The 14,616-nt window shown below is 66.8% G+C and carries 11 protein-coding genes; 5 read left to right on the plus strand and 6 right to left on the minus strand.

Annotated features, from left to right (window positions below; all coding sequences use genetic code 11):
* The first annotated feature begins 294 nt into the window (after positions 1 to 294).
* From FDW84_RS11510 to FDW84_RS11520, 3 genes are all read left to right on the plus strand, one after another.
* Positions 295 to 1,674, plus strand: coding sequence for an amino acid permease (locus FDW84_RS11510; protein ID WP_138609679.1), 1,380 nt, complete (start codon positions 295 to 297; stop codon positions 1,672 to 1,674).
* A gap of 182 nt (positions 1,675 to 1,856) precedes the next feature.
* A complete protein-coding gene (locus FDW84_RS11515) occupies positions 1,857 to 2,684 on the plus strand; it encodes an alpha/beta fold hydrolase (RefSeq protein WP_138609539.1) in 828 nt (275 codons plus the stop codon).
* A 34-nt stretch (positions 2,685 to 2,718) separates the two neighbouring features.
* A complete protein-coding gene (locus tag FDW84_RS11520) occupies positions 2,719 to 3,366 on the plus strand; it encodes a phosphoribosyltransferase (protein ID WP_138609541.1) in 648 nt (215 codons plus the stop codon).
* Between the two features lie 210 nt (positions 3,367 to 3,576).
* Here the strand turns inward: FDW84_RS11520 and FDW84_RS11525 are convergent, their stop codons facing one another.
* A complete protein-coding gene (locus FDW84_RS11525; protein ID WP_138609543.1) occupies positions 3,577 to 4,908 on the minus strand; it encodes an MFS transporter in 1,332 nt (443 codons plus the stop codon).
* Between the two features lie 300 nt (positions 4,909 to 5,208).
* Here FDW84_RS11525 and FDW84_RS11530 point away from each other — a divergent pair, with 300 nt between their 5' ends.
* Positions 5,209 to 5,943, plus strand: coding sequence for an IclR family transcriptional regulator (locus tag FDW84_RS11530; RefSeq protein ID WP_138609545.1), 735 nt, complete (start codon positions 5,209 to 5,211; stop codon positions 5,941 to 5,943).
* Between the two features lie 44 nt (positions 5,944 to 5,987).
* Here the strand turns inward: FDW84_RS11530 and FDW84_RS11535 are convergent, their stop codons facing one another.
* The 4 genes from FDW84_RS11535 to FDW84_RS11550 form a co-directional block, all read right to left on the minus strand.
* Positions 5,988 to 7,418, minus strand: coding sequence for an MFS transporter (locus FDW84_RS11535; protein ID WP_138609548.1), 1,431 nt, complete (start codon positions 7,416 to 7,418; stop codon positions 5,988 to 5,990).
* Between the two features lie 175 nt (positions 7,419 to 7,593).
* Positions 7,594 to 10,662, minus strand: coding sequence for an AAA family ATPase (locus tag FDW84_RS11540; protein ID WP_138609550.1), 3,069 nt, complete (start codon positions 10,660 to 10,662; stop codon positions 7,594 to 7,596).
* Positions 10,659 to 11,843, minus strand: a complete 1,185-nt coding sequence (locus FDW84_RS11545; RefSeq protein ID WP_138609552.1) for an exonuclease SbcCD subunit D — start codon at positions 11,841 to 11,843, stop codon at positions 10,659 to 10,661. Before FDW84_RS11545 ends, FDW84_RS11540 begins: the two co-directional genes overlap by 4 nt.
* A gap of 57 nt (positions 11,844 to 11,900) precedes the next feature.
* A complete protein-coding gene (locus FDW84_RS11550; RefSeq protein WP_138609554.1) occupies positions 11,901 to 12,872 on the minus strand; it encodes an aquaporin in 972 nt (323 codons plus the stop codon).
* Between the two features lie 160 nt (positions 12,873 to 13,032).
* Here FDW84_RS11550 and FDW84_RS11555 point away from each other — a divergent pair, with 160 nt between their 5' ends.
* The gene (locus FDW84_RS11555) at positions 13,033 to 14,139 is read left to right on the plus strand and encodes an ADP-ribosylglycohydrolase family protein (protein ID WP_138609557.1); all 1,107 of its coding nucleotides are present in this window, start codon (positions 13,033 to 13,035) and stop codon (positions 14,137 to 14,139) included.
* On the opposite strand, the gene FDW84_RS11560 is transcribed toward FDW84_RS11555, so the two are convergent.
* The gene (locus tag FDW84_RS11560) at positions 14,120 to 14,599 is read right to left on the minus strand and encodes a DUF4395 domain-containing protein (RefSeq protein ID WP_138609559.1); all 480 of its coding nucleotides are present in this window, start codon (positions 14,597 to 14,599) and stop codon (positions 14,120 to 14,122) included. The two genes, FDW84_RS11555 and FDW84_RS11560, sit on opposite strands and share 20 nt — an antisense overlap.
* Between the last annotated feature and the right edge of the window lie 17 nt (positions 14,600 to 14,616).

The following is a 14,616-nucleotide window of genomic DNA, read 5'->3' on the forward strand; positions in this document are numbered from 1 at the left end:
CCACCGCCTTTCAATCAGTAGGGGTTCGGCCATTGGGAGGAACCCGGCTAGTTATGGTCATTCTGACCAAAACTGATTCTAGGTGCATGAAGGGCCAAATAGCCAATGTTTCCTGCTCGTGTGGAAGCGCCGCCGCGCGCGGGTCCACTGGCCCTGCCGCGACCAGGGGTCGCCCCGGCCCGCGGCGGCAAGCGGCGGCAGTAGTCCCGGGCGTGGCAACGGGCCATGGCTGGAGGCGGTAAATTCGAGTGGTCACACAAGGAGCCCCCAAACCCCAAGAAGGTTCACTGCATGATGACGACGAAGTCCACAACGCCCCGCCCGCAGGGACGCGTGGTCCACAACATGAAGCCCCGCCAACTGACCATGATGGGCCTGGGCAGCGCCATCGGGGCGGGACTGTTCCTGGGCTCAGGCGCTGGGGTGCAGGCCGCCGGCCCGGCAGTGCTCATTTCCTACCTGGTGGCCGGAACACTCATCATCCTGGTCATGTGGGCACTGGGGGAAATGGCGGCCGCAAACCCGAACAGCGGGGCCTTCTCCGTCTATGCGGAACGCGCCCTCGGAAACACGGCCGGAGCGACCATCGGCTGGCTCTGGTGGCTCCAACTGGTGGTGGTGATCGCGGCCGAAGCCCTCGGAGCCGCCGCACTGCTCTTCTCCGTCTCGCCCGCCATTCCGGTGTGGGCACTGGCACTGGCGTTCATGGTGGCCTTCACCGGCATCAACCTTGCGGGCGTCCGGAACTTCGGTGAATTCGAGTTCTGGTTCGCCCTCCTGAAGGTAGTGGCCATTGTGCTGTTCCTTGCAGTGGGCGCCGCGCTGCTCCTGGGCCTGCTGCCCGACACCCCGTCCCGCGGCCTGGCCAACCTCACCGGTGACTTCGCCCCGCAGGGCCTCGGCGGAATTGCGTCCGCGCTGTTCATCGTGATCTTCGCGTTTGGCGGAACGGAGATAGTGTCCGTCGCCGCAGCGGAGACGGAGGACCCGGAGCGAAGCGTTGCCTCGGCAATCCGCACCGTGGTGTGGCGGATCCTTGTGTTCTACATCGGTTCTGTTTTTGTCATCGCTGCCGTCCTCCCGGCAACCTCGGAAAGCCTGGCGTCTCCCTTCGCCGGCGTCCTGGACGCAGCCCGGATCCCGGGCGCCGGAACAGCAATCACCCTCGTGGCCGTCGTCGCACTCCTGTCCGCCCTGAACGCCAACCTTTACGGAGCCTCGCGGATGGCTTATTCCCTGGCGCAACGCTCCGCGGCACCCCGTTTCCTGTCCCGCCTGGGCCGCGCGGCAGTGCCCGTGCCGGCGGTATGGGTATCGGTGGCGTTCGGGTTCATTGCCACGGTGCTGGAACTGCTGTTCCCGGAACGGATCCTTCCCGCCCTGTTCCAGCTGGTGGGTTCCACCTGCCTGGTGGTGTGGGGAAGTGCGCTGGTGTCGCAGCTGGTATTGCGGCGGCGGGCAGACCGCGCAGGCCTGCCCATGCCCCTGCGCATGAAGGGCTTTCCCGCCCTGACCATCCTGGGACTTGTTCTCCTCGGCCTTATTTTCGCTGTGGGTTTCAGCGCCGAGAGCAGCCGCCTGCAGCTCTTCAGTACCTTTGGCCTGATCGCCGGCATAGCCCTGGCCTGCGCAGCGGGTGCCCGGTTCGGCAAGGGAACGCGTGCGCCAGGGTAGGCAGCACCAACTGCCGCCTTCGGGCCGCAAAGCTGCGCCCGGCGCCGCCCGGGGTGAAGTCCGCACTGCCGCCTGGTGGGGGCCGGGAGTGCCTGGTCCCCCGGCAGGTAGAGTAATTTCAAAGCGCGAGGCACCGATGCGCCGGGTTTGCCCGGGCGCCGTACTTGATGAGGGATGAGAGCATGAGCGGCAGGCACACCGGCCAAGAGCAGACGCACACCGTGGAAGGCACAGACCCGCAGCTCTACGTGGGGGTGCATGATCCGGCCGCCGACGCCGGACTGCGGCCGGTCCTCCTGGTGCACGGGTTCTCCTCGTCCAGCAAACTCAACTGGGAGGACACCGGCTGGGTGGCTGCCTTGCTGGAAGCGGGCCGCCGCGTGATCACCATGGACCTGCCCGGCCATGGCTGCAGCGGCGCGCCGGAGGACCGGGATTCCTACTCCCCCAGCAGGATCAGGGCGGACCTGCTGCAGACCGCCTTCGACGCCGGCGTGCGGCCTGTGCAGGACGGCGACCCTTCCAGCGGTTTGGACGTAGTGGGCTATTCGCTGGGCTCCCGACTGGCGTGGGAGTTTGGGGCCACCCAGCCGGAGATCGTCCACCGCCTTGTCCTGGGCGGCCCCAATATTTCCGATCCCCTTGCCGAGTTCGATCTTCGGGCGGCGCAGGACTACCTGGCTGACGGTACCCCTATTGCAGACGAGTCCACAGCACGCCTCCTCAAGATGGCCCTGCTGCTTCCCGGCAACAACATCTTTGCGCTGTTTTCCCTGGTGGAAGCCATCAAGGCCGAGCCCTACGACCCCTCGGGGGCAGTTCCCCATGTGCCCATGCTCCTGGTCGCCGGCGAGAAGGACGAGCGGATCGGCAGCCTCCCGCAGCTCGCGGAACTGGCACGGAAGGCGGGCTCCACGGCCGAGCAGCTGATCCTTCCCGGCCGGAACCATACGAATGCCGTCACCAGCAGGGCGTTCAAGCAGGCGGCCATCTCCTTCCTGGCTGTCTAGTTCCCCGCCCTGCAGACGTGAAGCCAGGAGCCTGATGGGCACTTATTTCGAGAACCGCACGGACGCCGGAGAACGGCTTGCTGCCCTCCTGACCCAGTTCCGCGAGCGGCCGGATTCCGTGGTCCTGGGCCTGGCCCGCGGCGGCATCCCCGTGGCAGCTGCGGTTGCCAAGGCGCTTTACCTGCCGCTGGGGACGGTCCTGGTGCGGAAACTGGGAATTCCCGGCCATGAAGAAACCGCCTACGGGGCGCTGGCCTGGGTGCATGGCCGCACCGTCCGGCTGGTCAACAAGCCCCTGCTGGACCGGGTCCTGGAACGCGGCATTCGGCAGGAGTGGCTCGACGCGGTGGAGCAGCGGGAACGCGCAGAGCTGGCCCGCCGAGTGGAGCTCTACCCGGGGGCAGACCTTGACCTGGCGGGGAAGACGGCCCTGCTCATAGATGACGGCCTGGCCACCGGGGCCACTATGAGGGCAGCCGTGGAAGCAGTGCGGGAGGCCGGCGCAGCCACGGTGGTGGCAGCGGCACCGGTCGGCTCGATCGAGGCTGAGGCCTCCGTGGAGAGGGTGTGCGACGCCGTGCTGTGCCTGCACCTGCCGGGCAAGTTTCGGGCGGTGGGCAGCTTCTACCGTCACTTCGAGCAGCTGGGCGACGACGACGCAATCAATCTGCTCAAGCAGTAGCCGTCCTCCGGTGGTGCCCCGGGCGGTCAGGCCGGCAGACGCCTCCGGACGCGGACAGCTTCGCGTCACGCAGGCAGGCGGGACCTGGAGGCGTGGTCGAACACGACTGCGGGCACGGACCGCCCCGGTCCGCGCCCGCCGTCGTTGCTGTTGTTCCGCTGGTTGTGCCGCGGCTGGCTGTGCCGGCCTGTCGCGTTGGCTCCCTGGCTCCTAGTGGTGGCTGACGCCCAGCGGCCTGCCCTTGGTCTCCTTGGCCAGCACCACACCGATGGCCGAGATAACGCACAGGATCATGATGTAGATGCCGATCGAACCAGTCCACTTAGTGGTCTGAAGCAGGGCTTCCGCGATGGTTGCGGCGAATGCCCCGCCCAGGATGGCGCCGAACGCGTACCCGATGGAGATGCCCGAGTACCGGACGTTGGCGGGGAACATCTCCGCATACATGGCTGACATGGGGCCGTAGGACAATCCGAGTCCGATGGTGAGGACAAACAGGGCAAGGCCATAAAGCCAGATGTTCTTTGTGTCGATGAGGGCGAACATCGGGATCATCCAGGCAAAGATGATGGCGTAGCCCGTCAGGAAGGTCTTGACCCGGCCGATCCGGTCCGAAAGCCAGCCGCCGGCCAGGGTGAAGATCAGCCAGCCGAAGGATGCGAGCGTGGTGGCCAGGAGCACCTGGGGCGTGGGCATCTGCAGCGTCCTGGTGGCGTAGGCGATGAAGAAGGCAATCAGCAGGTAGCCTGCGGCGTTGTTGGCAATGAAGATCATGGTGGAGTACAGGACCGGCTTCTTGTGCTTGCGGACCAGTTCACCCAGGGGTGCCTTGCTTTCCTGCTTCCGCGCAGCCATCTCCTGGAAGACCGGGCTCTCGGCAACGGCCCGCCGGATCAGGTAACCCACCACGATGAGGATGATGGAGAGCAGGAACGGCACCCGCCAGCCCCAGGACGCAAAGTCTTCCTTTGACATGCTGCTGTTGAGGAAGAACAGCAGCCCGGTGGCCAGGATCATGCCGATCGGCACACCGATCTGCGGATAGGCACCAAACAGGCCTCGCTTGTTCAGGGGTGCATGCTCAACGGCCATCAGCGCCGCTCCGCCCCACTCGCCTCCGGCCGAGAAACCCTGGATCACGCGCAGCGTGATCAGCAGGACGGGAGCCCAGGCGCCGATCTGCGCGTAGGTGGGCAGCATGCCGATCAGGGCGGTGGCTGCCCCCATCATTACGAGGGTGAAGACGAGCATGGCCTTGCGGCCGAGGCGGTCACCCAGGTGGCCGGCAACGACCGCGCCCAGGGGCCGGAAGAGGAAACTGATGCCAATCAGGGCAAACGAGAGGATCTGGGCCAGCCCGGGGTTTGATTGGTTCAGCGGCGCCAGGAACAGCGGTGACAGCAGCGTTGCGGTCAACTGCGCAAAGATGAAGAAGTCGTACCACTCGATGGTGGTGCCAACGAGGGTGCCGGCGAGGACCTTGCGCTCCTCCCGCCGGGAACTGGGACCGGCGAGGGTGTCCACCTTGGAAGGTGTGGTCATTGAAACTCCATTGTTCAAGGCAGCAGCGCTGCCGGGTCGCCTCAGAATTACCGACAGAACGGTCAGTTAGTAAGCAGGGTACTACGAAAATGTGAGACACAACACGGTCCGGTGGAACTTTTATCTTCACCAAACGCCTCTGCCGCCGCTGGCGTTGGTGGCCGCACGCTAAGAACGGATGGACCGTCGCGCGGAGCAGTTCTATATTGGAACCGTTGTTTCAATATAGAACATGTCCGGACTGAGAGACCATGACAAGAGGGGGCGGCACCTTCAGTAGCTGCACCTAGGATGGACACCATGAATTCCACCGCCGCAGCCCCGGCCGGAGCAGCGCCGGCGCAGGCTTCCCCCTCCCAGACCCTCTCCCGTGGAATCCGTGTCCTGGAGATCCTGGCAGCCGCGCCGGGGCCGCTGACCATAGCGGAACTGGCAGAAGCAATGGGCGTGCACAGGTCGGTGGCATACCGCATCCTCCGGACGCTTGAGGACCACTCGCTGCTGGTAAGGGACGATGCCGGTCGCTTCCAGCCCGGTCCCGGGCTCGCGGTGCTGGCACGCGGCGTTTCGCGCAGCCTGCAGGCGGCGGCCCTCCCGGAACTGACGCATCTCGCCAACAGTCTGGACATGACGGCCTTCGTGGCCGTGTGGGACCATCATGACTGCATCACCCTGCTCACCGTCGAGCCAAGGCATTCGGGAGCCACCGTTGCCCAGCATCCCGGCACCCGCCACCCCATCAACGCCGGCGCACCCGGCATTGCCATCCAGTCGTCGCTCACTGAAGCCGAATGGGAAAAGCTGGCCACCGGCATCCCCTACCGTCCCGAGGCTGCAGAGGCCCGCCGAACCGGATACTCCGCCAGCCACGACGAGGTCATCCCCGGCGTTTCCTCCCTGGCCGCCCCCATCCGGGTTCCCGGCGCCCGGCCGGCCGCCCTCGCCGTCGTCTACATACGCTCGTCCCATCAACCCGTTGCAGTGGGTGCCGCCCTCGTCGAGAGCGCCCGCAGGATCGAGAAGCAACTGGCGTAGGAACCCCCGTGCCAGGGGTGCTCCCGCGGAGCACCCCGGTTACCTCACGCCTTCAGGGCCCAGGCGCGGCTGCGGTGAAGCACGGCGGCGGCTCCCGCGCCCAGGAGCGCCAATGCCGCTGCCGCGCAGGCAGGGACGAGGAAGGCGGCAGTGTAGCCGGATGCCTCGGCAAAATGGCCGCCCAGGGATGAACCCAGTGCAGTGCCGGCCACGATGCCGCTGGCCAGTGCGGTCATCACCGTGCCGAGCCGTCCAGCCGGAGCCAACGTGCCCCCTACCGCAAACACCGTCACCATGACCGGCCCCACCGGGAGCCCCAGGACCAGCAGCGCCGCCACCATTGCAGGCATCGATGACGGCAGGAGCAGCAGCAGGGCCAGCGCCGCCATCAGCGCGGCACAGAGCATCCATCGCCACGAAAGGCTGAAGCGACGGGGCCAATAGGCAACCGAGAGTGCTGCCACCGCTGAACTGAGCCCCATCGCTGCATACAGCAGGCCCGCCGCCTCCGAGCCGGCAAAGCCCGCTGAAAACGAACTCAGCGCAGCCTGCGTCGAGCCGAAGAAGGTTCCCATGCAGACCATGGCCAGCACCGGCAGCGCCACGGCCGGCGGAAGTCCGCGGGCCCTCTTTGTGCTGATTGCGTTTGTACTGGTTGCCGGGGCGCCGGGTCCGGAGCGGTGCAGGTGATTTCCGCGCGTCGTTTCATCGCCACCGTGTTCCCGGGGGCGGTGGGTCTGGACTGCGCGGTGGGTCCGGTGCACAGCGAACGCGGGAACCAGCGTTATGGTGAGCGCCACCGCCACGGCAAGCGGCAGCCAGGGAGCCACCAAACTGGCGAGGATCCCCACCAGCGCAGGCCCCAGCACAAAGGTCACTTCGTCGGCGGTGCTTTCATAGGAAAGGGCGGTGTCCAGGTCCCGCGACCTCTCGGCAGCAGTCCCGCCGGAGGTGAGGGCCATCCAACGGACCCGGGCCAGTGGTCCGACCTGCGGGCAGCTGGCCCCGGACGCAAAGGCGGCGGCGAGCAGGGCCACTGTGGATCCTCCGGCCCCTCCCGTTACCAGGGCGGCCAGGATGAGAGCCACGACGGCGATGCTGTTGAGAAGGGCGGCAGCCAAGAGCACGGGGCGTTGCCCCCGGCGGTCGGCAACGGCTCCAAGGACAGGGGCACCAAGGGCTGAACCAATGCCCACCGCCCCCGCTGCCGTTCCGCCCAGCGCATATGAGCCGCTCACAGACGTGACCAGGGTGAGCGTCCCTACCGTCAGCATGGCCAGTGGAAGCCGGGCAATCAAACCCAGGGGGATGAAGCTGCGGCCCGCCAGATGAGGCAACCGGGCAAATCTGCCGCGGGAGGCCGGGTTCTTGCGGGAGAAGGGCCCGCCAGCGGCGGAATCCGCGGTCTTCCCCTGTGCAGAAGGAGTGCCGGCGGGGAGGGCTTCGGTGCCGGCAGGTGAAGTGTGTGAAGTCATTCCGGGCTCGCAAAGATCATGCGCATCGTCCCTCCTCCCGATGCGCGCAACCCGGTAACTGTCACAGTATATCCGGCCCGCCGGTGGTGCATTGCCGTGCTGCCGCCGGTGCTTTCCCTGCCGCCGGTGCATTTCCGGGCTGCCGGCGGGGGCCTTCCGTAATCCCGGCGTCGAACTACTCTGGCGCCTCCAGGGAGTCCGAAATCCGCAGGGTTGACCCGTTACGGCCTTTGAGGACCTGGAGCTGGGCTCCGATCCGCTGCTTCATCTCCGCAACATGGCTTACCAGCCCGACAACCCGGCCGCCATCCCTCAGTCCTTCGAGGGCGTCCATGACCTGTTCGAGGGACTGCTCATCCAGGCTCCCGAACCCCTCGTCGACGAACAGTGTCTCGATCTCCACTCCGCCGGCTTCCTGCTGAACCACATCGGCCAGGCCCAGCGCCAGGGACAGCGAGGCCATGAATGACTCTCCTCCGGAAAGGGTGGAGGTATCGCGGCGGTGCCCCGTCCACTGGTCCACCACCTCCAGGCCGAGCCCGGATTTTGCGCCGCGTGCTGCCTTGGCGTCAGTGTGCTGCAACAGGTACCTTCCATCGCTCATGGCAACCAGGCGCTCTGAGGCTGCGAGGGCAACCTGCTCCAGGCGGGCGGCAAGGACATAGCTGTTCAGGCTCATCCGGTAGGTGTTCTCGCCGCGGCCGGCGGCGGCGTCGGCCAGCCCGGCCAGCATCTGCGCCCGCTCCGCAGGCTGCCGTGCCGCCCCTGCCAGTTCTTCGTATTCTGCCCTGAGACCTTGCAGCGACGCCAGGCACCGGGCCGCCAGGCCCGCAGCCAGGTCCGCGTCCCGTGCCTCCTGCAGGGCAGCGGCGGCAGCGTCTCGGAGGGCGGCAAGCCGCTCGCCGTCCACGTCATAACCGGCGTCCTTTTCCTCCACCGCCAGCACGATGTCCTCGGACATGAACAGTTCCGCTACGCGGGCTGCCTCGTCCTGCGCCGCCCGCACTTCTGCCTCCAGTGCCGCTGCCTCGGGCGCGGCCAGCAACTGTTCGCGGGCCTCATCCGCTGTTGCAAAGCCGGCCGCCGGCAGCGCGAGCTCCAGCTGCTGCCTCGCCTCTCCGGCGTGTGCCTCAGCCGTTTCAAGCTGGGCCTGCGCTTCCACCGCCTTGTCCAGCACCGCCACGGCATTCTCCAGCGCCCGCAGCCGTTGGGAAAGCCCCCGGTGCCCTCCCCGCAGCCCCGCCAGCGACTGGTCAAGGGCGGAGTACTGTTCGGTCAGGTCGGTCAGCAGTGCAACTGTACGCGCCAGTTCCGACTCTGCGCCGGACCGGGTTTCCTCTGCCGCCGCTACAGCAGCCTCCAGTTCATCCAGTTGCAGGCGCACCGATTCCAGTTCTGCCACTGCCTCTTCTGCATCGGCGGCGGCCAGACGGGCATTTTCAGCTGCACGGAGGGCGTCGTCCGCGGCAGTGTCACCGCCCTGCCCGGCCAGCACTGCCACCCGCTGGTTGGCTTCCGCCAGCTGTTCGGCCACGCGGCTGAAGGCTGCCTCCGCCGCTTCATACTCAAGCCGGGCGTCTTCCTCTTCCTGGGCCAGCCCCGGACCGGCGGAACCTCCCGAGGCGGGACCGGGATGGTCCGGGCTGCCGCAAACCGGGCATTGTTCCCCTGCCACCAGCTTGGCCGCCAGCTCAGCTGCGGCGTTGGCCAGCCGCAGTTCCCTTAGGTCCAGCCAGCGGCGTTTCGCCTCCAGCTGCTTCTCCCGCAATTCGTCCCAATGGACCTTCACTGCCTCCTGGGCAGCCAGCGCCGACCCGTAGCGCTGGACAACATCCAGCAGCTCTTCCGCCGCAGCGGCTTCCTTTCGGCGCAGGGCCGCAGCCCCCGCGCGCTGCTCGAGTTTTTGCAGCCCGACCTGAAGGCGGGACCGCTCCTCCTGGAGCTTTTCCCGGCGCAGGCCGCTGTCAGCAACGGAAAGGGCCAGGTCTTCCTGCTTCTTTAGCAGCCCGCTGTGCCGCTTCCCCAGTGCCTGCAGCCGGTCCTCGTCCGGAAGTCTGGCCTCCACTACCGCGAGGAGGGAACGGAGCCGCCCCAGTTCAGCCGCGGCCCCGACTGCCGGCCCAGCCGCCTCCGGAGCACGTGCTCCTTGCGGCTCGAGGTCGAGTTGTGCCAGCTCCGTGCTTTCCCCCGCAGCCAGGGTAAGCAGGGTGAATGCAGATTCGGCAGCACTGGCTGCATTCCGGACCCTGGCCGCGCTGGCATCAAAGTTTTGCAGCTGCCCGTCCAGGACTGCAGCCTTTCGGTGCCGGGCAAGCCGGAGGAGCTGCTCGTCCAGGATCGGCGCCTGCTGCTCGGCGGCGGTTTGCCTCGCCGTCGCGGCATCAAGCCTGCGGCGCCTCTCCTCGCGCGCCGCTTCCTCATCCACGGACTCCCGGCACTGCCGGCTTGCGGTTTCGGCCAGTTCTGCAGCTCCAGCGAGCTCCCGCTGGCGGTCACGCACGGCATCCTCAAGCCAGCTCAGCCTTGCGGCGATATTTTCCGGCGGAGGGCCGCCGGTTCCGTTCAGGGTCAGGCGGGCGGCTTCTGCCTCCGCCCGCGCCGCCACCAGTTCAAGCCGGCCGGCAACAAGGGCAACTTCTTCCCTGGCTGCCTGCGACTGGCGGGACAGGTCCTGTTCCACTGCTTCGAACCGCTCAGTGCCGAAGAGTTTCTGCAACAGTTCCAGCCGTTCGGTGGCCTTGGAACGCAGGAAGGCAGCAAAGTCCCCCTGGGGCAGCAGGACCACACGGGTGAACTGCTCGCGGTCCATGCCCAGCAGCGCCAGTATTTCAGCGCCGGCTTCGTCGTTGCGGGCCGACTTTTCCGTCCAGATACCACCCACCCGTTCACGCAGCAGGGTCTTGGCCTGCTGCGTGGTGAAGCCGTTCTTTCCCCGGGCGCTGGGCTTGTCCCAGGCCGGCGACCGTGTCACTTCCAGCCGGCGGCCCTGCGCCGAGAATTCACAGGTGACGGCGGGTTCCTGTGTTGGCTCGGCATGGTCGCTGCGGAGCCGCTTTCCGTCCTGCCGGGCTCCCGGGACCGAACCGTAAAGGGCGAAGCAGATGGCGTCCAAAACGCTGGTTTTTCCCGCTCCGGTGGGACCGTTGAGGAGGAAGAGGCCGTGGGCTCCAAGCCTGTCGAAGTCGATCTCCTCGGTGCCGGCAAAGGGACCGAAACCGGAAATGCTGAGGCGGTGGATCCTCATCGTGATGCCTCCCGGACGCGCACATTCTCGAGCGCCGATGCCAGCGCTGCCTTCTCGTTATCATCGGGCACCCTGCCGCGCACGTGCTCCAGGAAGCCGCAGCACACCGAGAGGTCGTCCGGCGCGTCAGCAAGCCTGCTGCTGTAACTCCTGATTGCAGCAGGTGCTCTGCCCTCCGGGTCAAACCCAAGGACCAGTGTGTCCGGAAACCTGGAACGCAGGCGCTCCATGGCCCTGGCCGGCCGCTGCGCATCAGTCAAAGTGATCTGGCAGTAGGCGGTTTCGGCCCACTGGTGTTCAGGCGCTTCCAAAAGCTCCGCGAGCGTACCCCGCAGCACCGCCAGTGCCCGCGGCGCCTCCCACAGGATTTCCGCCACCGAACTGACGCCGTCCGTGCCGATGTCCACCAGCCAGCCGCCTTTCCTGTGGGTGGCCTCGGAAAAGGAATAGGCCAGGGGCGAGCCCGAGTACCTCACCTGCGGCGAGAGTGCCTGGCGTCCGTGCAGGTGTCCCAGCGCTGTGTAGCTGAAACCGTCAAAGAGATCCAGCGGGACTGCGCCCACGCCGCCGATGCTGAGGTCGCGTTCGCTGTCCGAGCTGATCCCTCCGCTCGCAAATGTATGCGCCAGGACAACCGGATGGACAGTGGAGGAAGCTGACCGGCGTTCGATATCCTCGCGGATCAAGGCAGTGGCTGCACGGGTGACCTCGAAGTGGCTGGCAGTTTCCACCCCCAGTTGTTCGGCGACCAGCCGCGGCTCAAGCCAGGGTATGCCGTAGATGGCCACCACAGCTGCGGCCTGATCCCCGGCCCCAGGGTCCTCCAGCGGCAGCAGCAGCGGCTCGGCGAGGTCCGCCGGCCTGGTCCGGAGATGGACTCCCCCGCGCTCCAGGAGCCGGGAGGCGAAACCAAGACGGATGGCCGAATCGTGGTTCCCGCTGGTGAGCACCACTTTGGCTCCTGCCGAAGTCAGCCGGACCAGGGCCTCGTCCAGCAGGTTCACCACGTCCACGCCGGGAAGGGCGCGATCGTAGACGTCGCCTGCTACCAGGACGACGTCAACGCTGTGCCGGCTGACGGCTCCGACCAGCTGGTCGACAAAGTGGCGCTGTGCATCCAGCATGCCAACGCCGTGGAAGGACCGCCCCAAGTGCCAGTCGGATGTGTGAAGTAACCGCATGTCCCTAAGCTATCGGCCGGCACGGACAACCGGCGCAACGTCAAACATCACCAAGGCTCAGCCCCGCTTGCCTTCAAAGAACTCCTGGGCTTCACTGCCGGGCCGCCCGGAGCCGTCCCCGCCCTGGTGCACGTGCCCGGGGGCGCCCGCAGCTTCCGGCGAGGCATCGGTCCCGCCCGATCGGTTTGGTTCCAGTGCTGCAGCAGGGCGCGTGTTCCCGGGAACGTCGTCAGTACCGGGTCCGAAGCTTCTGAACACCAGCCCCGCAAGAGCGGCGCCCACCAACGGAGCGGCGAGGAAAACCCACAGCTGTTCAAGGGCCCAGCCGGAACTGAAGACAGCGGAAGAAACAGCGCGGGCAGGATTGTACGGCAGATTGCCTACGGACTGTCCCAGCTGCAGCAGGACTGCAAAGGACAGGCCGACGGCGACGGGCGCCGCGGCCCCATGGCTGACGGAGGCGCCGCTACCCGGGACGCCCTCCCTGCTGCGGGCGCCGGCCCTGCCGGACGTGCCCAGGAAGACCGCGACGATAATGGCGGCACCGAGCATTTCAAGAAGCAGCGCCGCCGCCAGCGGAGCCTGGATGATGGAATGCTCGCCAAAACCGGCGGTGACCGTGTCGAAAGCCGTCCGGCTGTCAGCGATGCCCGGAAGGGTCCGCAGGACGCCGAACAGTGCCAGGGCACCGGCAAGTCCCCCGCCCAGCTGTGCTGCTGCGTAGGCCGCAGCAGCGCCTGCCTGGATGCGGCCGGCCAGCAGGTGTCCCACAGTGATGGCCGGATTGAAGTGCCCGCCCGAGACGTGGGAAAAAGCGAGCATGCCGGCGGTAACGGCCAGGCCGGCAGCAAGGGCAGCAGGCAGGGGGCTGGAGTCCGGGATGGTGAACAGCGGAACGCCGAGACCGGCCACCACAATGAACAGGCTGCCGAATGCCTCGGCCGCCAGCCTTGGCAGGAGCCCGGGACGTGAATCTGCTGGGGTTCCCGGTTGCAGTGCGTCGCTATGGTCGATGGCGGGGGTGCTCATGGTAGGACCCTTAAGTAGTCAAAAGGTGTTGGTGCTGCCGCCGGGCAACCCCACCATTATTCCAGCCGCAACTGAACGTTTGCTGAGGCAGCGCACTTGCGGGCAGGCGATGCCCGGCAGGCGTGCGGGCGGGGTTTTGCAGCCGCGGTAAATTTACAGGATGAGCATCGAACCTGGCCCTCTCGCACCCGCCCTGACATCCCGCATCCATGGCTGCCTGCTCGGCGGTGCCCTGGGCGATTCACTGGGCTACGCCGTCGCCGAGGATCCGATGGAAGAAATCCGCCGCCGCTTCGGGGCCCGCGGGCTTGCCGGCTTCGACGCTCTCCCGGACAGCAAATTCTCGGACGAAACCCAGCTGACCCTTTACACGGTGGACGGTCTGGTTGAGGCGCTGGAATGGGCAAATTCCGGTGTGGGGGCTGACGTGAACGCCTGCCTGTGGCTGGCCTACCTCCGTTGGCTGGAAAGCCAGGGTGAGGAGGCCGGTCCGTCGGCACCAGCGCCCCAGCCCCGGTGGATTGACCGCCAGGCTGTGCTTCACCAGCGCCGGAACCCGGATGAGGCCTGCATTTCAGGGCTTGCAACCGGTGAAATGGGCACGTCCGTCCGCCCTGTCAATCCCGCATCGGGAGGCTACGGAACCGTGGTCCGCTCGGCACCCTTCGGGCTGATCCCGCACATCGCACCCGAGGCCGTTTACAAGCTGAGTGCGGACGCCGCCTCCCTGACCCATGGGCATCCGGCGGCACGGCAAAGCTCGGGAATCTTCAGCCTCCTGATACATCGGCTGGTATCAGGTGAAGGGCTCTCGGATGCGGCGACTGCAATAACAGCCCACGCACGCACTTTGAATGAGGTGGCCCCGGAACTGCCTGAAAGCCTCGAGGCTGCCCTCCAGCTTGCCGGCAAGGGAGTGGTCACCCCGGAGGAGCTCACTGCCACGCTCGGTCAGGGCCGCCTCGCGGAACAGGCCCTCGCCGTCGGGCTTTATGCAGCGCTGGCAACGATGCCCGAACCCGGCACGTATGTTATGGCCGACATCGGCACGGACACCCTGCCAGTCCGCCACTTCCGGGAGGCGGTGGCACTGGCGGTGAACCACGGCGGCAGCAGTGATTCCACCGGATCCGTCACCGGAAACATCCTCGGCGCATTCTATGGCGAGGACTGCCTGCCCGCGGACTGGCTGGAATCGCTGGAGGCACCTGATGCGGTCCGGGGCATGGCCAACCTGCTGGCGGGGGTCACGTCCGCCGAAGGCTGATGTTGTTGCACGCCTCGCAGACGTCTTCAGGGATCATTCCACGGCGCTGCAGGAACCCGAAGACCACGCACCCTAGGCAAAAACCGGCAAAAGCTTCCAGGGACGCCGCCACAATCAGGATGCCGAGGACTGCCCAGGCAGCGGGCACCGCTCCGGCCACGAACAATACCAGTGCGGCAGTTGAAACCGCCGCCCCCATCCCCTGGGCGAAGCGTTTGGGCGGGCCGGGAACCAGTTTCACCCGCCCCAGCCATGGAGTGATGACCTTCACGGACAGCAGCGCCAGCGGCGAGATCCTTGGGCCGAAGAGCACCCGCAGCCAGAATCCGACGGTGATGGCCGCGAGGCCCCACACGGACCCGGTGGCCATCGTGGCGGCCGCCAGCAGCACCACCAGTCCCGCTGTGACTCGGGCGGCATACTCGTTGACGGGATTCGGGAAGGTGAACAGAGAACCCATGGGCCAAGGCTAGGAGC

The sequence above is a fragment of the Pseudarthrobacter sp. NamE5 genome, from assembly GCF_005796225.1.
Lineage (GTDB): Bacteria > Actinomycetota > Actinomycetes > Actinomycetales > Micrococcaceae > Arthrobacter.